The following is a 24044-nucleotide window of genomic DNA, read 5'->3' on the forward strand; positions in this document are numbered from 1 at the left end:
GTACGGCCGGGCTTTCTGTTTCAGCCCCGGCCCCTGATCCCCTGCTGCCGGCCCCGAGGGGCTCCAGACACACAAAAGCCCCTCGACATGGAGGGGCTGCCGCGCGGTAATCCGAGATGGTTCCGGGATACCGGGCGGCTAGCTAAGCAGAAGGATCGCACGCATAGAACTACTTTAGCGCACCTCCACCATCACCTAAACGTAAGTCGCCACGAGCGGCTGAATAGCTGACGGATGAGTTGATGGCAGTCGCACCTCGCCCGGGTGTGGTGGGCACCCGTGCAGGGGACGGGCGGGGCAGGTGCGGCTGCCATCAACGACAGGTCAGGCTACTTCACGTCCTCGTCGACCCAGTCCATGGACTTCGTCACTGCCTTCTTCCAGAGGCGCATCTGGCGGTCCCGCTCGGCGTCGTCCATCTGCGGTTCCCAGCGCTTGTCTTCGGACCAGTTGGCCGAGCACTCGCCGAGGTCCTTCCAGAAGCCGACGGCCAGGCCGGCAGCGTAGGCGGCACCGAGCGCCGTGGTTTCCACGACCTTCGGCCGGATCACCGGAACGCCCAGGATGTCCGCCTGGAACTGCATGAGGGCGTCGTTGGCAACCATGCCGCCGTCGACCTTCAACTCCGTCAGCGGAACACCGGAGTCGGCGTTGACGGCGTCGAGCACCTCACGCGTCTGGAAGGCGGTGGCCTCCAGCGCCGCACGGGCGATGTGGTTCTTGTTCACGAAACGCGTCAGGCCAACGATGGCACCGCGGGCATCCGACCGCCAGTACGGTGCAAACAGACCGGAGAACGCCGGGACGATGTAAACGCCGCCGTTGTCCTTGACCGAGGCGGCGAGAGTCTCCACTTCAGGGGCGCTGCTGATCATGCCGAGGTTGTCCCGCAGCCACTGGATCAGGGAGCCCGTTACGGCGATGGAGCCTTCCAGCGCGTAGTGCGGTGCAGCGTCCCCCAGCTTGTAACCAACCGTGGTCAGCAGGCCGTTCTTGGAGTGGACGATTTCCTCGCCGGTGTTGAAGATCAGGAAGCAGCCTGTGCCGTAGGTGTTCTTGGCTTCGCCGGCATCAAACGCCGCCTGGCCGAACGTAGCTGCCTGCTGGTCGCCGAGGATGCCGGCAACCGGCACTTCCCGGAGCAACTGTGAGGTGTGCACGGTGCCGTACACCTCGGAGGAGGACTTGATGGCGGGCATCATGGAGGCGGGAACGCCGAATGCGTCCAGGATCTCCTGGTCCCAGGACAGCGTGTCGAGGTCCATGAACATGGTCCGGGAGGCGTTGGTGACGTCCGTGACGTGCACGCCGCCGTCCACTCCGCCGGTGAGGTTCCACAGCACCCAGCAGTCCGTGTTGCCAAAGACCAGGTCGCCGGCTTCGGCTTTGGCGCGGGCGCCTTCCACGTTATCCAGGATCCACTTGATCTTGGTGCCGGAGAAGTACGTGGCCAGCGGCAGGCCCACCTTCTGCTTGAAACGCTCCGGTCCGCCGTCCTTGGCCAGTTCATCCACGATGTCCTGGGTCCGGGTGTCCTGCCAGACGATGGCGTTGTAGACCGCCTTGCCCGTTGTCTTGTCCCAGACAACGGCCGTTTCGCGCTGGTTGGTGATGCCGACCGCGGCGATGTCGTGCCGGGTCAGGTTCGCCTTGGACAGTGCGGAGGCAATGACCTCGCGGGTGTTGTTCCAGATTTCGGCGGGGTCGTGCTCCACCCAGCCGGCCTGCGGAAAGATCTGCTCGTGTTCCATTTGGCCGGAGGAGACGATGCTGCCGCTGTGGTCGAAGACGATGGCGCGGGTGCTGGTGGTGCCCTGGTCGATGGCGATTACGTACTGGTTCATGTTGACGTCCTTGTCTGTTGTCTGAAGGGCTTGACGGGGGTGTTGAAACGCGGGGGGATCAGGAAGCTGCCGAGGCGATGATGGGCACGATTGCTGCGACAGCGCCGGCCAGGGTTCCGCCTACCAGCGGCCCGACAACCGGGATCCAGGAGTAGCTCCAGTCGCTGGAACCCTTGCCCTTGATGGGGAGCAGAGCGTGCGCAATGCGGGGACCAAGGTCACGGGCGGGGTTGATGGCGTAGCCGGTGGGACCGCCGAGGGATACGCCGATGCCAACAACCAGAAGGGCCACCGCGAGCGGGCCGAGGCCCGAGGGGGTGCCGCCGAACGTCAGGATGACGAAGACGAGCACGAACGTGCCGATGATCTCCGTGATCAGGTTCCATGGGGTGGAGCGGATGGCAGGGCCGGTGGAGAACACGGCGAGCTTGCTGGCGGGTTCCGGTTCGGCGTCAAAGTGCTGCTTGTGGGCCAGCCACATGACCACAGCGCCCAGGAACGCGCCCAGGAGTTCTCCGCCGAAGTAGGTCAGTGTGGATGCGAAGTCGACGCTAACGCCGGGAGCATATTCCGCCTTGCCGTTGACCAGCAGGCCAAGGGTCACAGCCGGGTTCAGGTGCGCGCCGGACCTGGCGGCAACATAGACGCCGGCGAAGACTGCGATGCCCCACCCCCATGTGACCATTAGGAATCCGCCGTTGTTGCCCTTGGTGCCTTTGAGCGCGACGTTTGCCACAACGCCGCAACCCAGCAGGGTCAGCATTGCGGTTCCGAATACTTCGGAAAGGAAAACAATTCCAAGAGACATCTTTGACTCCTCTATTTTCTGTTGTCAGCCCTTCGCGATTTGAAGGGCTGTTGGGCCGGCAACGCTGTTGCGTTGCCGGCCGGCTACTGCGCCGGCTGCTCCTCCAGCGGAACCGCGCAGTCCTTGCGCCCGTGCAAGTCCTCCCCGGGCACGCAAGCTTTCTAAGCGATCAGGCTGTGGACCTGGACGCCGTGGAAGCGTTCAAGCACCTCCTGGGCATAGTGGATTTCGGCTGACCTGGCTGCGGCGTCCCAGCCCAGCGGAGCAGCGAGGACCTCCGCCACCTCGTTGAGCAGTTCACCCGTGACCAGCCCCCGGAAGGCCAGGGAGGTGCGCCGGATCAGTACGTCGACGAGGTGCCCCACCTGCTCGTTCCGGGCCATGAACTCCAGTTCGCGGACACTGAGTTCACGGGTGGAGTGCAGGAGCCGGTCCGGGCCGGCGTCGAGGTACCGGAGAACTTCTTCGGCGCGGGTACCGTAGCGTGTCAGCAGTCCGGAGATCCGGTCAGCGTCGCGGCCGGCGGACATGTGGGCCTTGATCCACTGCTGGACTCCGGCCTGGCTGTCGGGGAACCCGGCGCCGCCGCCAATGGCGAGTTTCGCCGTCGAGACTTTCCGCTCCAGGCCCAGTTCCTTGAGCACGTCGTTCGTGAGGTGCTCGGCCAGCGCCCGGAACGTGGTCCATTTGCCGCCCACCAGGCTGAGTACGACGGCGCCGCTGCCGCCGGCGGCCGTTTCCTGCCCGCCGGCCCGGCGTTCGATGCGGTAGTCGCGGCTGACGAAGCCGGGCTGGGTGGCGTCGTGCTTCGGCAGCGGCCGAACACCGGCGAAGGTGTAGACGATCTGGTCCCTGTGCACTGTGACGTCCGGGAAGACGTGGCCGATCAGGTCGAAGAAGTAGTCGATCTCGGCGTCGGTGCAGACGGCGTCCTCTGCCATGTCCGCGTCCACATCGGTGGTGCCCACAAGGACGCGGTCGCCCATCGGGTAGATGAGCACGATCCTGCCGTCAGTGTGTTCGAAGAAGATTTCGCGGCCGTTGCAGGCTTCAAGCAGCTCGGGGTGGTCCAGCACGATGTGCGAGCCCTTGGTGCCGCCCATGAAGGTGGATGCGGCGCCCATGGCCTCGTTGGTCAGGTCCACCCACGCACCCGTGGTGTTGACGATGACGTCAGCCGTGAAGTCGAAGACCTCGCCGGTGAGCTCATCGCGCAGCTGGACTGTGCTGCCGCCGGTGGAACCGGCGGACGTCCCGGCAGTTCCGCCCATGGCGACGAGTGAGAGGTAGTTGCTGGCCCGCGCGTCGCTCTGGCCGCTGGCGCCGGCTTTCTCTCCGTCCTGGAGCACGTCCAGGGTGAGGCGTTCCGGGTTGTGGACCGAGGCGTCGAAGTACGTCGCCGCATATTTGATGCCGGGGTGCAGCCGCGGCAGCTCTGCCAAGGCGCGTTTGCGGCCGCGGAACTGGTGGCGGGGAACTGTGCCGCCGTCGCGTGAGAAGAAGTCGTACATGCTCAGGCCAAGCTTGATGAGGAAGGCTCCGCGTTCCTTCGGCTTGCCCTGCTGCTTGTGGGTGAGGAACCGCAGCGGCGCCGACAGCACGCCGGAGAAGGTGCTGAAGATGGGGATGGTGGTCTGGAGCGGTTTGACGTAGTGGGGAGCGATGCGCAGGAGCCTGTTGCGTTCGACGACGGACTCCTGGACCAGCCGGAACTCACCGTTTTCCAGGTAGCGGATTCCGCCGTGGATCATGTGCGACGACGCACCGCTGGCCCCCTGGCAGTAATCCCCCCGTTCAACGAGTGCAACGTCCACACCCTGCAGGGCCAGGTCGCGGAACGTGCCGACTCCGTTGATCCCGCCGCCGATGACCAGGACTTGTGCGCGGGGCCGCTTTCGCAGGCTCTGCACTGATGACCGCTGGTGGCTGGACGCCTGATGGCCGGATGAATCGTTGGTTCCCAAATCTGCTCCTTTGGGTTTGGTCCTGTGCGGCGCGCCTCACAGCGCGGCGCCGTTCATCACTATTGTTTGGAGTAATGGAAAATGGAGTCAAGCACTATGCACAAACGTGCAGAACGGAAGCCGAATGCCGCGCTCACGCCACTCAGAAGCCCTCAGGGCTGCACAACTGTATTACCTTCAGGACCTCACGATGGACGCCATAGCCAGGGAGCTCCGGACCTCCAGATCCACGGTTTCCCGCCTTCTTTCGGCTGCCCGGGAGACCGGCCTGGTGCAGATCCAGATCCGCAATCCGCTCGACACCGGACCGGAACTGGAAGACATGATCCGCGCCCAATACCGGGTAGATGTCCACGTCGTTCCGGTGGTGGACACACTGAATGAGGCGGAAACCCTTGACAGGGTGGCCATGCAGGCTGCAAGGACAATCGGGCCGCTGGTTGACTCCAACGCGATCATCGGTGTCGCCTGGGGATCCACGCTCAGTGCCGTCAGCCGCCACCTCACCCGCAAGATCACCCACGACAGCGTCATCGTCCAGCTCAACGGCGCCGGCAACATGCAGACCACCGGCATCACCTACGCGAGCGACATCATGCGCAGGTTCGGCAGCGCCTACGGTGCGCGCGTTGAACAGTTTCCCGTTCCGGCCTTCTTTGACCACGCCGCCACCAAAACCGCCATGTGGAATGAACGCAGCGTCCAGCGCATCCTTGAATTGCAGTCACGCATGAGCATTGCCATTTTCGGCGTGGGCTCGGTGGACGCCGACTACCCGAGCCACGTCTACGCGGGCGGCTACCTGGACGAAAGCGACCTCAACATCCTGGCCAACTCGGACGTGGTGGGTGACGTGGCCACGGTGTTTTTCCGCGGGGACGGATCCTCTGATGGCATCACGCTCAACGAACGGTCCACCGGGCCTGCGCTGGCGCAGCTGCGGCAGGTCAGGCGGCGGATCTGCGTTGTCTCCGGGGCCTCGAAGATCAATGGACTGCGCGGCGCGCTCGCCGCAGGCCTGGCCACCGACCTGATCCTCGATGAAGCCACCGCCCGGCGCCTGGTCAGCTTTGACGGGCTCTCTTGAAGCCTGCCGCCAGCCTCGCCCGGCCTGTCCCCGGGAGCGGACGGCGCCGAGTCGGTAGAGTCAGTCCTATGAAAAACTCGCCCCGGCTTAGCCTCAACAATGGTGTGCTGATCGACCAACTGGGCTTCGGGCTCTACAAGGTTCCCCCGGCAGACGCTGCCGGCCTGGTGACGATGGCCCTCGAGGCCGGATACCGGCACTTCGATACCGCTGCCATGTACGGGAACGAAACCGGGGTAGGCAAGGCTATCGGCGCGCTCGCCGGGTTTGCTGGCGGAGGTCCCGCAGGAGGCTCCGGCGAGGCAGCACCGGCGCTCTCCCGCGAAGACCTCTTCGTGACCACGAAGGTGTGGAACGAGGACCACGGCTACGACGCCACCATGCGGGCTTTCGATACGTCCATGTCCAACCTCGGCATGGAATACGTCGACCTCTACCTCATCCACTGGCCGTGCGCCCGCCGCGGACTGTTCGCCGAAAGCTACCGGGCCATGGAAACCCTCTATCGCGAGGGCAGGATCCGGGCGATCGGCGTGTCCAACTTCCAGCCTGCCCACCTGGAGCGGCTGCTCGAGACTGCCGAAGTGGTCCCCGCGGTGAACCAGATCGAACTCCACCCCTGGTTGCAGCAGGACGAACTCCGCCAACTCCACGACCGGCTTGGCATCCGCACCGAGGCCTGGAGCCCGCTGGGCAGGGGCCAGGTGCTGGAGGATCCGGTGGTCCTGGAGCTTGCGGCGGCGCACCGCCGGACCGCGGCGCAGATCATCCTCAGGTGGCATGTGCAGCTGGGCAATGTGGTGATCCCCAAGGCCAGTTCCTATGCCCGGATCCGGGAGAACCTGGACGTCTTTGGTTTCACGCTGGACCCCGCGGACATGGCCGCCCTCGCCGCTTTGGAACGCGGCCACCGCACGGGTTCCCACCCGGACAATGTCAACTAGGATTCGACACCATGGAACAAGTGGACACGGGGCCGGCACAGGCCCCGCCCCTCTTCAGCGGGCAACTGGATGGCAGGACGCGGGCCGCCAGCGTGGACCTGCACGGCTGCAGCGTGGACTACTGGGTATATGAACCAGTGAGCGTCACGGCAGAGACCAGGACCATCCTGGTGGTCCACGGTTTCCGGGGCGACCATCACGGCCTGCTCCGGGTGGCGGACCAGCTCCCCGACATGCGGCTCATCATGCCCGACCTGCCCGGCTTCGGCAGCTCGGATGCCTTTACTGACGGTGAGCACAGCGTCAGGCGCTACGGGCAGTTCATCAGTGATTTCATGGCTGCCCTGGGCCTTGGAGCCGAAACGGTACTCCTGGGGCACTCCTTCGGATCCATCATTGCCAGCCATTTCGTGGCGGCCAACCCCGGCGCGGTGTTCCCCCTCATCCTCATCAACCCCATTGCCGCACCGGCCTTGGAGGGGCCCAAGGGCGTCATGACCAAACTGGCCGTCCTGTACTACGAGGCCTCGGCCAGGCTCCCCCGCGCACTGGGCCTCTACCTGCTCCGCAGCCGGCTCATAGTCAGGGTCATGAGCATGGCCATGGCAAAGACCAGGGACAAGCAGCTCCTGCAGTTCATCCATGGCCAGCACAACGCCTACTTCTCCGCCTTCGCCAACCGGGAGAGCCTGCTGGAGTCGTTCAAGGCCTCCGTGGGGAGCAACGTCTCGGAGGTTGCTCCGGAGCTTGGCCTGCCGGTGCTGCTGATTGCCGGGGAGAAGGATGAGATCGCGATGCTCCCGGACCAGCACAAACTCGTGGCGCTCCTGCCGGACGGCACCCTCGAGGTGATTCCCGGCGTGGGGCACCTCATCCACTACGAGACCCCCGGGCCGGCCGCCGGTTTCATCAGACGTTTCCTAAAGGACCATCCCGCGTGAAAATCATTATCGACGCCCGATTCACCCGCCTGGACCACCACGACGGCATCAGCCGGTACGGGGCCAGCCTGATCGCGGCTACGGCCAAAATCGCCGACGTCTCGATGCTCATCAGCGACCCCCGGCAGCTGGCCCTCCTCCCGGACGTGCCCTACACGCTGATCAACAGCCCGCTGTCCCCCGCGGAGCTGTTCGTGGCCGGCAAAGTCAACAAGCTGGGCGCCGACGTTGTGGTGTGTCCGATGCAGACGATGGGGACGTTTGGCCGCAAATACGGCCTGGTGCTGACACTCCACGACCTCATCTACTACGAGCACCCTGCCCCGCCGGGATTCCTGCCGGCACCGGTGCGCCTGCTCTGGCGTCTCTACCACAAGGCGTACTGGCCGCAGCGGCTGCTCCTGAACCGGGCGGACGTGGTGGCCACCATCAGCCACACCACCGAGGCACTGATCGCGAAGCACCGCCTGACCCGGCGTCCGGTCCGGATCGTGGGCAACGCGCCCCAGCACGGCCATACGCCGCGCGATCCCGGTGCCGGCGCGGACAGGACCCTCCTCTACATGGGTTCGTTCATGCCGTACAAGAACGTGGAAACCATGGTGCGGGGAATGGCCGAACTGCCCGACATGACGCTCCACCTGCTGAGCCGCATCACGCCGCAGCGGCGGGCGGAGCTCGAAGCGCTGGTGCCGCCCGGTGCCGACGTCGTGTTCCACAACGGCGTGACGGACGCCGAATACGAGGCGCTGCTGGGCAGGACAACTGCCCTGATCAGCCTTTCCCGGGCCGAGGGTTACGGCCTCCCGCTCGTGGAGGCCATGTCCCACGGAACACCCGTGATCGCAAGCGACATCCCGATCTTCCGCGAAGTAGGCCACGACGCCGTGAGTTACGTCCACCCGGATTCCCCGTCGGAGTTCGCCGAAGCCGTCCGAAGGCTGGAAGAGCCGGGAGTGTGGAAGGAACACTCACGCCGTTCCGTGGAACGGGCCGCGGAATTCAGCTGGGACCATTCGGCCCGGCAGCTTGTGCAGCTGGCCGAGGAAGCCGCCGCCATCAACCGCCGCTGAGGCCCTGCCCGCCGGGGCGCATCCAATACGGCACGTCAGCTACAGCACGTCCACGCCGTCGAGCCTTAACTGGACGGGATCGTCGCTGCGCCGCGCCGCTGCAGCTGACTTGACTGCCCGCATCACCCGCGTGGCGCCTGCCGCCTGGGCGTAGGGAATGAACAGCAGCGTCCGGACGTCCTCGCCGGCCTCCCGCCGGGGTGCGCGTGCTTCCGTCAGCACCAGCGGCGCCGGTCCGGCGGTGCGAAGGGTGATCCCCTGCCGGGCAAGGCTCTGTTCGATGGCGTCGGTAAAGTGCCCGACGGCGGTCCGGCCGCCGGTCACGGAGGCTATCCTCACCGCCGGGGGCAGCTGGAGCTCCTGCCGCAGTGAGAGTTCCCGCTGTGCGTACCCCCCGGCATCCCAGCGAAGCAGGGCCCCTACCCCTGCTGTGTCATCGGCGGTGATAACCACCAGGCCGCCTTCGCGGGCCGGCCTGACCAGCGCGGCGGCATTGAACCAGCGCCGGACGGCGTCCTCCCCCGCGCGGAGGTTTTCGCGGCGCAGGAGCGAGTCCCCGTCCAGGAGCACTGCTGCTGCATAGCCGCCGGGCGCCACAGGCTCCGCTCCCACGGTGGCGACCACCAGGGATTTAGTGTCCGGGACAGTCGCTTTGACGTGGTCCCCTGACGAGGTGATCACAGGCTTGCCGGGAAACGCCCGGCCCAGTTCTTCCGCGGTCCGCAGCACGCCGGTAGCGGAGCGGCGCAGCCTGGGGCTGGTGCAGTGGCTGCACCGCCACTCCGGAGCAGCGGCGGAGCACCAGCGGCACTGCGGAACTGCCGAGCTGCCGGCGGCACCGGCCACAGCAAGGGGCCCGCTGCAGGCCGTGCACCGGGCCGGCTCCCGGCAGGAATCACAAACCAGTGACGGCGCATAGCCGGAACGGGCCACCTGGACCAGCACGGGGCCGCGTTCCAGGCCCTCCTTGGCCGCACGCCAGGCCGCACCCGGAAGCCTCGCGATCCTGGCCAGGGGGTCGCGCTCCTGCTCGAAACTGTCCGCCGTGTTCACGACGCGCGGCACGGTCCGGCGGACCTCCGGGCGGTCGGCTTCCACCGGCCGGGCCCAGCCTGCCTCCACCAGCCGCTGGAGTTCGGTGCTTCGTGTGTGGGCCGCCATCAGGCACGCCGCGCGGTCCTGTTCCGCCCGCAGCAGCAGGACCTCCCGCGTGTGGGCATAGGGTGCCCGCTGTTCGATATGGAGGTCGTCGCCGTCGTCCCAGCACACCACCAGGCCCAGGTTGTGCACGGGAGCATAGGCCGCCGACCGGGTGCCCACCGCAACGCCGGCACTGCCGGTGAGCACCCGCAGGTAGTTTCGGTAGCGGGGTGTAGGTCCGTCGTCGGCGGTGAGCCGCGCGATGTCTTCCCGGGGCAGCAGCTCCGCCAGCGCCTCCTCGAGGCGGTCCAGGTCCCGGTAGTCCGGAACCACCACCACAGCACCGCGGCCCGAGGCACGCACGGCCGCGACGGCTTCGGCGATGAGCGCGGGCCAGCCGGCGGGACCGAATCCCTGCAGCGCGCTCAGGACGGCCCGCGGCGACTCGCCGGCCGCAAGATGCTGCAGGAACGCCGCACCGTTGACGTAGCGCGACCAGTGGCCGGGCGAGGGAGGAATTCGGGCCTCCGCCGGTTCCGGGTTCGCCGCGGCTTCCACAGCGGGGACCGGGCTCGGGGCGAGGGTCCCGTCAGCGGCCAGTTCCTTCTCCAGCCTGGCGACCCGCGGCGGAATGGCCACCCGCAGCACGTCGCTAACGGTGCCGGCGTAGCGGGCGGCCACTTTACCGGCGAGTTCGGCCAGTTCGGGTGTAAGCACGCGCACGGGTGAGACCACCTTGTGGAGCGGCACCAGCGTATGCCCGGCGTCGGACTCGGCCAGCCGGTCCAGGATGAAGCCGCTGAGCTCCTGGCCGTTGAACTTGACCTTGACCCGGACGCCCGGCTGCGCGGCGTCGTCAATCGCTGCCGGCACGCTGTAGTCGAAGGGCCTGTCCAGGTGGGGCAGCGAAGACTCGATCAGCACCCGGGCAACAGGCAGCGACGCGGCGAGGGCCGGTCCGGATGAAGCCGCCGGACGGCCCGGCGGGAAACCATGCAGGAGTGACAGCTGGAGCGGCTCGTCGGTGGCCGATCCGTCGCCGGAAGAAGTAGCGATGGGACCAACCTCCGTTCAGCATCCAGCCAGTAATGGTGCCAGTGGTTGCGGTGCGGGAGCCCGGCAACCACCGGCCGGAAAGCACTGTAGCAGGGCCGCCCGGACGGCGGCCCTGCTACAGCCAAACACGTGGCACCGACATTTACTCCATTGCCACAACATGCGGGCACTCCGAATTGGGTGCGCCGGGGATGTTTCCGGGCGGCGGTTCTCAGGCGTTGAAGAAAGCCTTGAGCTCATCCACGCGGTCAAGCCGTTCCCAGGTGAAGTCGGGATCGTCGCGGCCGAAGTGCCCGTGGGCCGCAGTCTTCGTGTAGATGGGGCGCTTGAGGTCCAGCGCGTCAATGATCGCGCGGGGACGGAGGTCGAAGATTTCCGCAATCGCGGCGCTGATGCGCTCGGGATCCACCGTTTCCGTGCCGAAGGTCTCAACGTAGGTGCCCACGGGGCGTGCCTGGCCGATCGCGTAGGCGATCTGGATCTCGGCGCGCTTGGCCAGTCCCGCAGCCACCACGTTCTTGGCAACCCAGCGCATCGCATAGGCCGCGGAGCGGTCAACCTTGGACGGGTCCTTGCCCGAGAAGGCACCGCCACCGTGGCGCGCCATGCCGCCGTAGGTGTCCACGATGATTTTGCGGCCGGTCAGGCCGGCGTCGCCCACGGGGCCGCCGATCACAAACGCACCGGCAGGATTAAGGATGTTGCGGGTGCGGGAGATGTCCAGGTTGGCTGCCGCCAGTACGGGATCGATCACGTGCGTGGCGAGGTCGGCACGCAGCTGCTCGAGGCTGGCGCCTTCCGCGTGCTGGCTGGAAATGACGATGGTTTCGACGGATACGGGCTTGTCCCGGGCGTAGCCGATGGTCGCCTGGGTCTTGCCGTCCGGGCGGAGGTGCGGCAGTTCGCCGTTCTTGCGCACTTCAGTGAGCCGTTCCGAGAGGCGGTGCGCAATCCAGATCGGCACCGGCATGTAGGACGGCGTCTCGTCGCTGGCGTAGCCGAACATCAGGCCCTGGTCACCGGCGCCCTGGAGGTCGTAGTCGTCCTCCTGGCGGCCTTCGCGGGCCTCCAGGGAGTTGAACACACCGCCGGCGATGTCGTTGGACTGCTGGCCGATGGACACGGAGACGCCGCAGCGGGCACCGTCGAAGCCGTTGGCCGAGGAGTCGTAGCCGATCCCCAGGATGGTCTCGCGCACGATCTGCGGAATTTCAACGTAGGCGTCAGTGGTGACTTCGCCCGCTACGTGCACCAGCCCGGTGGTGGCCAGCGTCTCGACTGCCACACGGGACTCGGGATCCTTCGCCAGCAGGGCATCCAGGATCGCATCGCTGATCTGGTCGCAGATCTTGTCCGGATGGCCTTCAGTCACGGACTCCGACGTGAAGAGACGAAGGGATGGCGGCGTCGCGCCATGGGAAGCGGGAATGTGCAGCGGTAAAGTCACTCAACTACCTTACTGGTTGGGAATCGGTCAGGCTTCAGCATGTGTCCCCCTGCTAAGCAGGCTTTGCACACGCCCGCCTCTCAGGCTCTGGAAAACAGTTACGCGAAAATCAGGATCGCGGGAAAACGCGGCTCAACTCGAAGCTGATGCGGTCAATGACAGCGGCCGCAACATCATCCTTTGAACCGGAAGCCGCTTGTGGTTCGGAGCCGGCACGGGAAAGGATGACCACCGAGTTGTGGTCCTGACCGAAGACCAGGCCCTCACCCACATGGTTCACCACCAGCAGGTCGCAGCCCTTCTTGCGCAGCTTGGCCTCGGCGTAGGCGAGGACGTCACCGTCGGCGTCTCCGGTTTCGGCCGCGAAACCCACGATCAGCTGCCCGGGCTTGTTCGCCGCTCGCACTTCCACGAGCTCCTGCAGGATGTCCGGGTTGCGCAGCAGGCTGATCACCGGATCGGCGGTGTCGTCACGCTTTTTGATCTTGGTGTCCGAAACGTCCGCGGGGCGGAAGTCCGCCACAGCCGCGGCCATAATGACGACGTCGGAATCGGCTGCCGCGCGCAGCGCCTCTTCCCGGAGCTGCAGCGCCGTTTCCACCCGGACCACCTCCACGCCGTCGGGCACCGGTACCTCCATGTGGGCGGCGAGCAGCCGGACGCTTGCGCCCGCGTCGCGTGCCGCCACGGCAAGCGCGACGCCCTGCTTCCCGGAGGAGCGGTTGCCGAGGAACCGCACCGGGTCCAGTGGCTCACGCGTGCCGCCGGCGCTGATGGTGACGGTGCGGCCTGCCAGCGGCAGCTGCCCGGAAACCCTGTTGTCCTGCATCAGAGCCAAGGCGGCCGCGAAGATTGCCTCGGGCTCGGGCAGCCTGCCGGGACCGGAGTCGGAGCCGGTGAGCCGGCCGCTGGCGGGTTCGAGGACGGTGACGCCACGGCCGCGCAGCGTTTCCACGTTGGCCTGGGTGGCGGCATGAAGCCACATTTCGGTGTGCATGGCAGGCGCCATCAGTACGGGACCGCTGGCCATCAGCAGGGTGTTGGTCAGGAGGTCGTCGGCGTGGCCGCCGGCGGCACGGGCCAGGAGATCCGCGGTGGCCGGAGCCACGACGATCAGGTCCGCCTCATGCCCCAGGCGTACGTGGTTGACCGACGGAACGTCGTCGAAGACGCTGTTGCTCACGGGATTCCCGGACAGGGCTTCCCAGGTGGCCACTCCCACAAAGCGGTTGGCCGCCTCCGTGGGGATCACCGTGACGTTATGTCCGGCTTCAGTAAAAAGCCGGAGGAGCGACGCCACCTTGTAGGCGGCAATCCCTCCCCCGACTCCGAGGACTATGCGCACGTGACCTCCGTCAACAGGCAGTCTTTTAAGCTGCGGAGATCTACTCTGCAGGTTCGATCGGCGTGGAAACGAGCTTGCCTTCGTTGATCTCGCGCAGGGCGATGGAAAGCGACTTCTCGTTCAGCTTGGTGTCAACCAGCGGACCTACGTATTCGAACAGGCCCTCGTGCAGCTGGGCGTAGTATGCGTTGATCTGACGTGCACGCTTGGCACCGAAGATCACCAGGCCGTACTTGGAATCGGCTGCCTTCAGCAGCTCGTCGATCGGCGGGTTGATGATGCCTTCAAGGTTCGTGGACACGAATTCTCCAAATTCTAACGGGCCGATCCGACCCGGCGGCTAGTGCGGGTGCGGGGTCAGCCCCATGAGTGAAACAAGCTCGTCCGCTGCGCGTCGAACGTCATCATTGATGACGGTGTGATCGAACTCCGGCTCAGCGGCAAGTTCTAGTTTAGCGGTTTCCAGTCTCTGCTGCTGTTCCTCGGCTGTTTCGGTGCCGCGGCCCACCAGCCGGCGGACCATTTCCTCCCAGCTGGGCGGCGCGAGGAAGACGAACTGCGCCTCCGGAACGGCCTGTTTGACCTGGCGCGCGCCCTGGAGGTCTATCTCCAGCAGCACAGAACGGCCCTCAGCGATCGCGGCGTCCACGGTGCTGCGGAGCGTCCCGTAGCGGTTGCGGCCATGGACCACAGCCCACTCAAGCAGCTCCCCGCCGGCCACCAGGGCATCGAATTCCTCGGTGGACTTGAAGAAGTAATGGACCCCGTCCTGCTCCCCCGGGCGCGGCGCGCGGGTGGTGGCCGAGACGGAAAGCCAGACTTCGGGGTAGTTGTCCCGGATGTAGGTGGACACGGTGCCTTTGCCAACAGCCGTCGGGCCGGCGAGGACTGTCAGTCCCGGTTTCTTGCTCACATATTCCTTTGGGCGTTATTCGGATGGGCGTGATTCTCGTTCATAAAATCTACCAGCGCCCGGCGCTGGTGAATGCCGAGTCCCCGCAGCCTGCGGGACGCGGCAATGCCCAGCTCGTCCATGATGGCGGCGGCCGTGACGCGGCCGACACCGGGCAACGCCTCCAGCATCTCGGAAACCTTCATCCGGGCGATGGCGGAATCGCCGGCGCCGGCAGCGAGGAGGTCCGCCACGGAAAGCGTTCCGGACTTTAGCTGCTCCTTGGCTTCCGCCCGGGCAGCCCGGGCCGCTGCCGCCTTCCCCAGGGCGTCCGCGCGTTCCTGGTCTGTCAGGGGCCGCAAGCTCACTCAAGTCACCCCCGAATCGTCCCATCTGAACAACGGCAAGGGCCGTTGGAGTCCTCCTGAACCTACCCTTTGCCCGGCGCGGAAATCAATGGATCAGCTGGTCAGTAGGGGTTCCAGGGTACGCAGTGCAGCATCCCGGAGGCCGGCGGCGGAGGGGCCCGCTGAGAGGATGTCGCGGCTTGAGGTGCCCAGGACCTGCGAATAGGCGGCACCGAACGTTGCCCGCAGATCAGCAGCCGTGGCGCCCTGCGCGCCGAGCCCGGGCGCGAGGATGATTCCGCGCACCGCGGCCAGGTCCAGCTGGAGGTCCTGCAATGCAGCGCCTACGGTGGCGCCAACCACCAGGCCCACCGAGCCCAGGGTGCCCGGGTAGCGGGCGTTCTCCCCCGCTGCGGCCTCGGTGATCCGGCGCGCCACTGAATCCGCGCCGCCCACGTGCTGGACGGACGCGCCTTCCGGATTGGACGTCAGTGCCAGGACGAAGACGCCGCGGCCGTACTCTGCCGCAAGGTCCAGCGCCGGCCGTAGCGACTCGAAGCCGAGGTAGGGGCTCAGGGTCACCGAGTCCGCGGCCAGTGAAGAGCCGTCCCGGAGCCAGGCGTCGGCGTAGGCCGCCATGGTGGAGCCGATGTCGCCGCGCTTGGCGTCCGCAATGGTCAGCACGCCGGCTTCGGCGGCAGCTGCGAGCGTACGTTCGAGTACAGCCATGCCCACGGAGCCGTGGCGTTCGTAGAGCGCCACCTGCGGCTTCACGGCGGCAGCGAGCGAACCCACTGCCTCCACGACGGTGAGCGAGAAGCGTTCCAGGCCGGCGGCGTCGTCGTTCAGTCCCCAGGCCTTCAGCAGCGCCGGGTGCGGATCGATCCCCACGCACAGCGGACCGCGGTCCGCCATGGCGCGGCCGAGCCGGGAGCCGAAGGACTCCCGGCCGGCCGTCGTTGCTGCCGCTGGCTCAGCCATTCTGCAGGGCCTTCAGGTTCTCGGCGTGTTCCTGCAGGCTGGTCACGGACCATTCGTAGGTGCGCTGCGCTTCGATGGCCTGGACGGCTGCGTTGAACTCGGCCACCGTGGTGATGCACGGAATGCCGATGGAGGTTGCCGCGGCGCGCAGTTCGTAGCCGTCGATGCGGGCCTCGCCGCCGGAGGGCGTGTTGAAGACCATGTCGATCTCGCCGGCGATGATGAGGTCCGCAATGGTGCCTTCACCCTCGGCGCTGCTGCCCTCGGCGACCTTGCGGACCGGGGTTGCCTGGATGCCGTTACGGCGCAGGACGTCCGCGGTGCCGCCGGTGGAGACGATCTCGAATCCGAGGTCGGAGAGGCGCTTCACGCCCATGATCACCGAGCGCTTGTCCCGGTTGGCCACGGACACGAAGATCTTCCCTTCGGTGGGCAGCGCGTTGTTGGCGGCGGCCTGGCTCTTGGCGAAGGCGGTGTCGAAGTGCTTGTCGATGCCCATGACCTCGCCGGTGGAGCGCATCTCCGGGCCGAGGAGCGAGTCCACAACCTTGCCCTCCGGCGTGCGGAAGCGGCTGAACGGCAGCACGGCTTCCTTGACCGAGACAGGGGCGTCGAACGGCAGGGTGGAGCCGTCACCCGTTTCCGGCAGCATCTTGTAGGCGCTGCGGAGCTGGTTGATGGTGACGCCGGTGCCGATCAGCGCCGCCGCCTTGGCCATCTGGACGCCCGTGGCCTTGGACACGAAGGGCACCGTGCGCGAAGCGCGCGGGTTGGCTTCGAGGACGTACAGGACGTCCGAAGCCAGGGCGAACTGGATGTTGATGAGGCCGCGGACGCCCACGCCCTCGGCGATGGCCAGGGTGGCCGTCCGGACGCGTTCGATCACATTGTTGCCCAGCGTGATCGGCGGAAGGACGCACGCGGAGTCGCCGGAGTGGATGCCGGCCTCTTCGATGTGCTCCATGATGCCGCCGAGGTACATATCGGTTCCGTCGTAGAGCGCGTCGACGTCGATTTCGACGGCGTCCTCCAGGAACCGGTCGATCAGCACGGGGTGCTCGGTGGTGATCTCGGTGGCGTTGGCGATGTAGCGGGAGAGGTTGGGCTCGTCATAGACGATCTCCATGCCCCGGCCGCCCAGCACGTAGGACGGGCGCACCAGGACCGGGTAGCCGATTTCGTCGGCGATCTTCTTGGCGTCCTCGAAGGACACGGCGGTGCCGTTCTTGGGCGAGATCAGCCCGGCCTCGTCCAGCACCCGGGAGAAGGCGCCCCGGTGTTCGGCGAGGTCGATCGCTTCAGGTGACGTGCCCAGGATGGGCACGCCGGCGTCGGCAAGCTGCTGCGCGAGCTTGAGGGGGGTCTGGCCGCCGAGCTGGACGAACACACCCATCACCCCGCCGGTGCGCTCCTCCGCCGCGATGACTTCCAGGACGTCCTCGAGGGTCAGCGGCTCGAAGTAGAGGCGCGTGGAGACGTCGTAGTCGGTGGAGACGGTTTCCGGGTTGCAGTTGACCATGACGGTCTCGTAGCCGGCCTTGCGGAGTGCCATGGAGGCGTGCACGCAGGAGTAGTCGAATTCGATGCCCTGGCCGATGCGGTTGGGCCCGGAGCCCAGGATGATGATGGACGGCTTGGAGTGCAGCGCAACCTCGTCCTCCTCGTCGTAGGACGAGTAGTGGTACGGGGTGTAGGCGGCGAATTCGGCGGCGCAGGTATCCACGGTCTTGTAGACCGGCCGGATGCCCAGGGCCTGGCGGACGCCGCGGACCACGGCTTCCGGGTTGTTGGTGAGCGCGCCGATCTGCTCGTCGGAGAAGCCGTGGCGCTTGGCGCGCTGCAGCATTTCCTGCGTCAGGGCGGTTGACCTGCGGATCTCCTGCGAGATCTCGTTGAGCAGCTGGAGCTGGTCAAGGTACCAGGGGTCGATCTTGGTGGCCTCGAAGAGCTGCTCCACGGTGGCGCCGCCGAGCAGGGCTCGCTGCACCTGGTGCAGGCGTTCGGTGGTGGGCCGCTTGGCCTTTTCGATCAGCTCCGGGACTTCCCATTCCGGAACGTGGCTGAAGTCCAGCTGAGAGCCCTTCTGTTCCAGGGAACGCAGGGCCTTCTGCAGGGCTTCGGTGAAGTTGCGGCCCATGGCCATGGCCTCGCCGACGGACTTCATGGTGGTGGTGAGGGTGGGGTCCGCTGCCGGGAACTTCTCGAAGGCAAAACGGGGAACCTTCACCACTACGTAGTCGAGCGTCGGCTCGAAGGAGGCCGGCGTCTTCTGGGTGATGTCGTTGGGGATCTCGTCCAGCGTGTAGCCCAGGGACAGCTTGGTGGCGATCTTGGCGATCGCGAAGCCGGTGGCCTTGGAGGCCAGCGCCGAGGACCGGGAGACGCGCGGGTTCATTTCAATCACCACGACGCGTCCGGTGTGCGGTTCGACGGCGAACTGGATGTTGCAGCCGCCGGTGTCCACGCCCACTTCGCGGATGACCGCGATGGAGATGTCGCGCAGGCGCTGGTATTCACGGTCCGTGAGGGTCAGCGCGGGAGCCACCGTGATGGAGTCGCCGGTGTGGACGCCCACGGGATCGAAGTTCTCGATGGAACAGACAACAACAACGTTGTCGTTCTTGTCCCGCATCATCTCAAGCTCGTATTCCTTCCAGCCGAGGATGCTCTCTTCGAGCAGGACCTCGCTGGTGGGGCTGTACTGCAGGCCCTGGCCGACGATCCGGCGCAGGTCATCCTCGCTGTAGGCCAGGCCGGAGCCGAGGCCGCCCATGGTGAAGGACGGGCGGACCACCATCGGGTAGCCGAGGTCCTCGGCAGCCTTCAGTGCTTCGTCCATGCTGTGGATGATGTGGCTGCGGGCGGACTCCGCGCCGCAGCGCTCCACAACGCCCTTGAACTTCTCGCGGTCTTCGCCGAGTTCAATCGCCGCGATGTTCGCGCCGATGAGTTCCACGTTGTACTTTTCCAGCACACCGTTCTTGTCCAGCGCAATGGCGGTGTTGAGGGCCGTCTGGCCGCCCAGGGTGGGCAGGATCGCGTCCGGCCGTTCCTTGGCGATGATCTTCTCCACCACCTCGGGGGTGATGGGCTCCACGTAGGTGGCATCCGCGAACTCGGGGTCCGTCATGATGGTGGCCGGGTTGGAGTTGACCAGGATTACACGCAGGCCTTCCTCCTTGAGGACGCGGAGAGCCTGGGTACCGGAGTAGTCGAACTCGGCGGCCTGGCCGATCACGATGGGGCCGGAACCGATGACCAGGACGCTCTTAAGGTCAGTTCTCTTGGGCATTACTTCTTGTCCTCAGTCTTGGATTCGGTGGGAGTCTTTGTGGACGCTGCCTTCTTCGTGTCCGCCATCAGGTCGATGAAGCGGTCGAAGAGGTAGGCGGCGTCGTGCGGTCCCGAGGCTGCTTCCGGGTGGTACTGCACCGAGAAGGCGGGGATGTCGAGGCAGGAGAGGCCCTCGACGACGTCATCGTTCAGGCTGACGTGGCTGACTTCGACGCGGCCGTACCGCTCCTCGGGAGCCTGGGTGGCGCCGTCGAGCGGTGCGTCCACGGCAAAGCCGTGGTTCTGGGAGGTGATCTCCACCTTGCCGGTGCGGCGGTCCATGACGGGCTGGTTGATGCCGCGGTGTCCGTAGCGGAGCTTGTACGTGCCGAAGCCGAGTGCGCGGCCCAGGATCTGGTTGCCGAAGCAGATGCCGAAGTACGGCAGCTTTTCGTCCAGCACCGAGCGGAGCAGCTTGACCTGGTTGTCCGCCGTGGCGGGGTCGCCGGGGCCGTTGGACATAAAGAATCCGTCCGGGTTGACCGTCTGGACGTCCGCCAGGGTGGCGGTTGCGGGCAGGACGTGGACGCGGACTCCGCGTTCGGCGAAACGGATGGGGGTCATGCGCTTGATGCCGAGGTCGATTGCGGCGATCGTGAAGCGCGGCTCGCCGTCCCAGCCCCAGTCCTTGGGCTCCACCACGTAGGCCTCGTCAACACTGACTTCCTCGGCGAGGCGGGAGCCTTCCATGGGGGCGCTGGCCAATACGGCGTCGAGGAGTTCCTTGTCCGTGGCGCGGGCGGCCTCGCCGGAGAAGATGCCGGCCCGCATGGTCTTGTGCTCGCGCAGGTGGCGGGTGATGGCGCGGGTGTCTACGCCCTGGATCCCCACGATGCCCTGTTCAACGAGTTCGTCGTCCAGGGAGCGCTCCGAGCGCCAGTTGGAGGGCCGGCGCGCCGCATCGCGGACAATGTAGCCGGCCACCCAGATGCGGCGTGATTCGGCGTCGTCCTTGTTGACGCCGGTGTTGCCGATGTGCGGTGCGGTCTGCACCACGAGCTGGCGGGCGTAGGAGGGGTCCGTGATGGTTTCCTGGTAGCCGGTCATGCCGGTGGCGAACACCGCCTCGCCGAGGGCGGTGCCGGTGGCGCCGTAGCTGCTGCCGCGGAACGTGCGGCCGTCCTCGAGCACCAGCACCGCGGGCGCGGAAGCCCCTCGTTCGGGTGCAGTATCTGCGTTTGCTGTTACTTCGGTTTCTGTCACGTTGTTACTTTCCACTATCGGCATCTGCCTGAGGGGCTGCGGAGATCAATTCTTGAAAAGCTGCGAGGACCGCGGGTTTGTCGGCGGCGCGGCGGGTCCGGAATCCGGTATCGAGTTCCCGGCCACCCAGGGTCCAGCTGGCCACCAGGAGTCCGTCTTTCTCGACGAACTTCCCCGCCATGCCGCTGTCCTGCCGGACTCCGGTGAGCCGGTCCGCCGGGATGAAGAGCGGCGCGGCTCCGGAACGCTCGAACAGGACACCCTCCGGGTGCACGGTGAGTTCGGCGTTGGTGCGGATCCCCAGGCCGTGGACGGCGATGCGGTCCAGCCAGTCGCCGGCCGTGGTGGTGGCAACATACTGGCCGTCGGCGGTGGCCAGCGGCAGGCTCAACCCGGCCGGGACCGCGGGCAGCTGTTCGACGTCGGACTGGCGCCGCAGGCGGTTCCGCCAGCCAACGCCGAGCAACACGAAGACCACCGCGATGATCGCCAGCATCGCGATTCCGGGGAGTACTTTGTCCATCAGTACCCGCCCGCGGGGGCCGTTGATTCGCCGTGGGGCCCGTGGCGGTACGGGGTGTTGAGCTCGCCGTTCAGGACGGTGGGGTGGCCCTTGAAGAACGTTGCCACCACCCTGCCCGGGAGTTCCCTCCCGGCGAACGGAGAGTTACGGCCCATGGTTGCCATCTTAGAAGGGTCCACGGTCCAGCGCGCAGCCGGGTCCACCAGCGTGACGTTGGCGGGTTCGCCTACCTCCAACGGACGTCCCTGGTCGGCCACCCGTCCGATCACGGCAGGAGCGGTGGACGTCACCCGGGCGAAATCCTCCCAGCCCATGAGGCCCGTCTCGATCATGGTCTCCTGGACCACGGACAGCGCCGTTTCAAGGCCGGTCATGCCCATGGCAGCCTGCGCCCATTCGCACTCTTTGTGTTCGCTGGGGTGCGGGGCGTGGTCCGTGCCGACGACGTCGATGGTGCCGTCCGCCAGGGCGGCCCGCAGCGCCTGGACGTCAGAGTCCGTGCGCAGCGGCGGGTTGACCTTGTACACGGGATCGTAGCTGCGGACCAGTTCGTCGGTCAGGAGCAGGTGGTGCGGCGTCACTTCGGCTGTCACGTTGATCCCGCGGGCTTTGGCCCAGCGGATGATCTCCACCGAGCCGGCCGTGGAAACGTGGCAGACGTGCAGCCTGGACCCGACGTGCTGGGCCAGCAGGACGTCCCGGGCAATGATGCTTTCCTCTGCCACTGCCGGCCAGCCAGTGAGCCCGAGAACGGCGGAGACGTCGCCTTCGTTCATCTGGGCGCCGGCGGTGAGCCTGGGTTCCTGCGCGTGCTGTGCCACCACGCCGTCGAACGCCTTGACGTATTCAAGCGCACGGCGCATGAGCACGGGGTCGTGGACGCAGATGCCGTCGTCGGAGAAGACGCGGACCTGGGCGCGGGAATCTGCCATGGCACCGAGCTCGGCCAGCTGTTCGCCTGCGAGGCCGACGGTGACCGCGCCCACCGGGCGGACATCCACCCAGCCGGCCGTTCGTCCGAGGGTGTGCACCTGTTCCACGACGCCGGCCGTGTCCGCAACAGGGTTGCTGTTGGCCATGGCATGCACTGCGGTGTAGCCGCCGAGGGCGGCGGCGCGGGTGCCGGTTTCCACCGTTTCGGCGTCCTCCCGGCCGGGCTCGCGGAGGTGGGTGTGGATGTCCACCATGCCGGGCAGCGCCACCAGGCCCGCGGCCTCGATGACGGTGGCTCCGTCAGCTGCGTCTGTGCCTGCCAGGTCGGTGCCCCGTGCGGCGATGATGCCGTCGCGGATCAGGAGGTCTTCGGCTGCGCCGCCGAGAATTGATGCGCCGCGGACGAGGTAGGCCCCGGTGGTGGCTGCATCCTGTTGATCGTGTGCCATCAGTGGCTCTCCTTGGTGGAATAGGCGGCGTTGGGGGTCGCAGCTGGTTCGCGGGTGTCCCCGGAGAGCAGCAGGTACAGTGCGGCCATCCGGACGGACACACCGTTGCGCACCTGTGCCAGCACTGTGGAACGGGGTGAATCCGCGGCTGCAGAGGAAATTTCCAGTCCCCGGTTCATGGGGCCGGGGTGCATGATGATGGTGTCCTTCAGGCCCAGGCTGTCCAGGGCGCGGAGGCGGTTGTCGTCGAATCCCCAGCGGCGGGAGTATTCGCGGGTCGTGGGGAAGAAGGAGGCATTCATCCGCTCCCCCTGGACGCGCAGCATCATCACCGCGTCCACACCCTTCGCCAGGGTTTCGTCCATGTTGTAGCTCACGCTGCAGGGCCATTGTCCGACGCCGATGGGCAGCAGGGTGGGCGGCGCCACCAGGGTGACCTTTGCTCCGAGCGTGCGCAGCAGCCAGACATTCGAGCGGGCCACGCGCGAGTGCAGGACATCGCCGGCAATCGCGACGCGCATCCCTTTCAGGTCCGCCCCGGCAGACGGCGTCCCGTGCAGCCGGGCCCAGTGCCGGCGCATGGTGAACGCGTCGAGCAGCGCCTGGGTGGGGTGTTCGTGGGTGCCGTCGCCGGCGTTGATGACAGCGGCGTCGATCCAGTCCGTGGCTGCCAGCCGGTGCGGCGCACCGGAGGCCCAGTGGCGGATGACGACGGCGTCCGCGCCCATTGCGGCGAGCGTCTGGGCCGTGTCCTTGAGGGATTCGCCCTTAGAGACGGAGGACCCTTTGGCGGCGAAGTTGATGACGTCCGCGGAGAGCCGCTTCGCTGCGGCTTCGAAGGAGATGCGGGTGCGGGTGGAATCCTCGAAGAAAAGGTTCACCACGGTACGTCCCCGAAGCGCGGGAAGCTTCTTGACTTCCCGGTCACCCACCGCCGCCATTTCCTCTGCCGTGTCCAGGATGCGGATGGCGTTGGCCAGGCTGAGGTCTTCCGTTGAGAGCAGGTGTTTCATGCGCCTGCCTCGATGACCACTTCGTTGACGGGCGTGCCGTCAACGGAATCGGTCTCTTCGAGCCGGACCCGGACCTTTTCAGAGGACGAGGTGGGGAGGTTCTTGCCAACGTGGTCCGCGCGGATGGGCAGTTCGCGGTGGCCGCGGTCGATCATGACGGCAAGCCGGACGATGCGCGGACGGCCGAGGTCCACGATGGCGTCGAGCGCTGCGCGGATGGTCCTGCCCGAATAGAGGACGTCATCGATCAGGACAACAACCTTGTTGTCGATGCCGGTGCGGGGAAGTTGCGTGGGGTACGGCGGCCGGGTGGGCTGGTGGGAGAGGTCGTCCCGGAACATGGTGACGTCCAGCTGGCCGACGATTGCGGCGGCATCCACGGTGGAATCGGCGGCGGCGATTTTCTTGGCCAGGCGGACGGCCAGCGGGTAGCCGCGGCGCGGAATGCCCAGCAGCACCAGATCCTGGGAACCTTTGTTGGCCTCGAGGATCTCATGGGCGATACGAGTGAGTGCACGGTCAATGTCCGCAGAGTTGAGCACAACCCTGGCCGGAACCGGTGCTTCTGTGACTGATGTCAACGCTCGTCTCCCCTTTCCCCGCCTCACGGGACGGAATTAAAAAAGGAACATTTGCCCTTCAAAATTACCACACGCTGCATCCCCGGCCCGCTGCCCGCCGGGCGCCGGTAAGGCGTTTAACATCACACCCGGCCGGTGGT

General features: G+C 66.5%; 20 protein-coding genes. 4 read left to right on the forward strand and 16 right to left on the reverse strand.

The features are described 5' to 3' along the window. Window positions 1-329: 329 nt before the first annotated feature. The 3 genes from glpK to AC1MDG_RS11240 form a co-directional block, all read right to left on the reverse strand. The gene (gene glpK / locus AC1MDG_RS11230) at window positions 330-1844 is read right to left on the reverse strand and encodes a glycerol kinase GlpK (RefSeq protein WP_479803940.1); all 1515 of its coding nucleotides are present in this window, start codon (window positions 1842-1844) and stop codon (window positions 330-332) included. Window positions 1845-1902: 58 nt separating this feature from the next. After that, window positions 1903-2652 (reverse strand): MIP/aquaporin family protein, encoded by a 750-nt coding sequence (locus AC1MDG_RS11235; protein WP_043481767.1) that lies wholly within the window; start codon window positions 2650-2652, stop codon window positions 1903-1905. A gap of 161 nt (window positions 2653-2813) precedes the next feature. After that, on the reverse strand, window positions 2814-4616 hold the full coding sequence (locus AC1MDG_RS11240) for a glycerol-3-phosphate dehydrogenase/oxidase (RefSeq protein WP_479803941.1): 1803 nt from the start codon (window positions 4614-4616) through the stop codon (window positions 2814-2816). A gap of 124 nt (window positions 4617-4740) precedes the next feature. Here AC1MDG_RS11240 and AC1MDG_RS11245 point away from each other — a divergent pair, with 124 nt between their 5' ends. The 4 genes from AC1MDG_RS11245 (at window position 4741) to AC1MDG_RS11260 (ending at window position 8661) form a co-directional block, all read left to right on the forward strand. Then, window positions 4741-5703 carry a sugar-binding transcriptional regulator gene (locus AC1MDG_RS11245; RefSeq protein WP_479803942.1) on the forward strand — a complete coding sequence of 321 codons (963 nt, stop codon included), beginning with the start codon at window positions 4741-4743 and terminating at the stop codon, window positions 5701-5703. A 68-nt stretch (window positions 5704-5771) separates the two neighbouring features. Then, window positions 5772-6647 (forward strand): aldo/keto reductase, encoded by an 876-nt coding sequence (locus tag AC1MDG_RS11250; RefSeq protein WP_479803943.1) that lies wholly within the window; start codon window positions 5772-5774, stop codon window positions 6645-6647. Between the two features lie 11 nt (window positions 6648-6658). Continuing rightward, a complete protein-coding gene (locus AC1MDG_RS11255) occupies window positions 6659-7588 on the forward strand; it encodes an alpha/beta fold hydrolase (protein ID WP_479803944.1) in 930 nt (309 codons plus the stop codon). After that, window positions 7585-8661 carry a glycosyltransferase family 4 protein gene (locus tag AC1MDG_RS11260; protein WP_479803945.1) on the forward strand — a complete coding sequence of 359 codons (1077 nt, stop codon included), beginning with the start codon at window positions 7585-7587 and terminating at the stop codon, window positions 8659-8661. Before AC1MDG_RS11255 ends, AC1MDG_RS11260 begins: the two co-directional genes overlap by 4 nt. A 39-nt stretch (window positions 8662-8700) precedes the next feature. Here AC1MDG_RS11260 and AC1MDG_RS11265 read toward each other — a convergent pair whose 3' ends face one another. The 13 genes from AC1MDG_RS11265 to pyrR form a co-directional block, all read right to left on the reverse strand. Continuing rightward, window positions 8701-10857 carry a primosomal protein N' gene (locus tag AC1MDG_RS11265; protein ID WP_479809079.1) on the reverse strand — a complete coding sequence of 719 codons (2157 nt, stop codon included), beginning with the start codon at window positions 10855-10857 and terminating at the stop codon, window positions 8701-8703. 211 nt (window positions 10858-11068) lie between these two features. Then, window positions 11069-12304, reverse strand: coding sequence for a methionine adenosyltransferase (gene metK, locus AC1MDG_RS11270; protein WP_479803946.1), 1236 nt, complete (start codon window positions 12302-12304; stop codon window positions 11069-11071). Window positions 12305-12413: 109 nt separating this feature from the next. Next, complete coding sequence (gene coaBC / locus AC1MDG_RS11275; protein ID WP_479803947.1) at window positions 12414-13649, reverse strand: bifunctional phosphopantothenoylcysteine decarboxylase/phosphopantothenate--cysteine ligase CoaBC; 1236 nt, start codon at window positions 13647-13649, stop codon at window positions 12414-12416. Between the two features lie 40 nt (window positions 13650-13689). After that, entirely contained in the window at window positions 13690-13950 is a 261-nt protein-coding gene (gene rpoZ / locus AC1MDG_RS11280; RefSeq protein WP_011692102.1) for a DNA-directed RNA polymerase subunit omega, read from the reverse strand. A gap of 39 nt (window positions 13951-13989) precedes the next feature. After that, complete coding sequence (gene gmk, locus AC1MDG_RS11285) at window positions 13990-14562, reverse strand: guanylate kinase (RefSeq protein WP_479803948.1); 573 nt, start codon at window positions 14560-14562, stop codon at window positions 13990-13992. Next, a complete protein-coding gene (gene mihF, locus AC1MDG_RS11290; protein WP_479803949.1) occupies window positions 14559-14909 on the reverse strand; it encodes an integration host factor, actinobacterial type in 351 nt (116 codons plus the stop codon). The genes gmk and mihF overlap by 4 nt, the downstream gene beginning before the upstream one ends. Before the next feature lie 93 nt (window positions 14910-15002). Next, window positions 15003-15869, reverse strand: coding sequence for an orotidine-5'-phosphate decarboxylase (gene pyrF, locus AC1MDG_RS11295; protein ID WP_479803950.1), 867 nt, complete (start codon window positions 15867-15869; stop codon window positions 15003-15005). Then, window positions 15862-19161: a carbamoyl-phosphate synthase large subunit gene (carB, locus tag AC1MDG_RS11300; RefSeq protein ID WP_479803951.1), complete on the reverse strand. Its 3300-nt coding sequence runs from the start codon at window positions 19159-19161 to the stop codon at window positions 15862-15864. The genes pyrF and carB overlap by 8 nt, the downstream gene beginning before the upstream one ends. Continuing rightward, a complete protein-coding gene (carA, locus tag AC1MDG_RS11305) occupies window positions 19161-20429 on the reverse strand; it encodes a glutamine-hydrolyzing carbamoyl-phosphate synthase small subunit (RefSeq protein WP_479803952.1) in 1269 nt (422 codons plus the stop codon). Before carA ends, carB begins: the two co-directional genes overlap by 1 nt. Continuing rightward, window positions 20410-20928: a PH-like domain-containing protein gene (locus AC1MDG_RS11310; protein ID WP_479803953.1), complete on the reverse strand. Its 519-nt coding sequence runs from the start codon at window positions 20926-20928 to the stop codon at window positions 20410-20412. Before AC1MDG_RS11310 ends, carA begins: the two co-directional genes overlap by 20 nt. Continuing rightward, window positions 20928-22310: a dihydroorotase gene (locus AC1MDG_RS11315; RefSeq protein WP_043481803.1), complete on the reverse strand. Its 1383-nt coding sequence runs from the start codon at window positions 22308-22310 to the stop codon at window positions 20928-20930. The genes AC1MDG_RS11310 and AC1MDG_RS11315 overlap by 1 nt, the downstream gene beginning before the upstream one ends. Further along, on the reverse strand, window positions 22310-23323 hold the full coding sequence (locus AC1MDG_RS11320) for an aspartate carbamoyltransferase catalytic subunit (RefSeq protein WP_479803954.1): 1014 nt from the start codon (window positions 23321-23323) through the stop codon (window positions 22310-22312). Before AC1MDG_RS11320 ends, AC1MDG_RS11315 begins: the two co-directional genes overlap by 1 nt. Next, window positions 23320-23904: a bifunctional pyr operon transcriptional regulator/uracil phosphoribosyltransferase PyrR gene (pyrR, locus tag AC1MDG_RS11325; protein WP_479803955.1), complete on the reverse strand. Its 585-nt coding sequence runs from the start codon at window positions 23902-23904 to the stop codon at window positions 23320-23322. Before pyrR ends, AC1MDG_RS11320 begins: the two co-directional genes overlap by 4 nt. Window positions 23905-24044 lie beyond the last annotated feature (140 nt).

The sequence above is a fragment of the Arthrobacter sp. AIWTK1 genome (genome assembly GCF_056680535.1).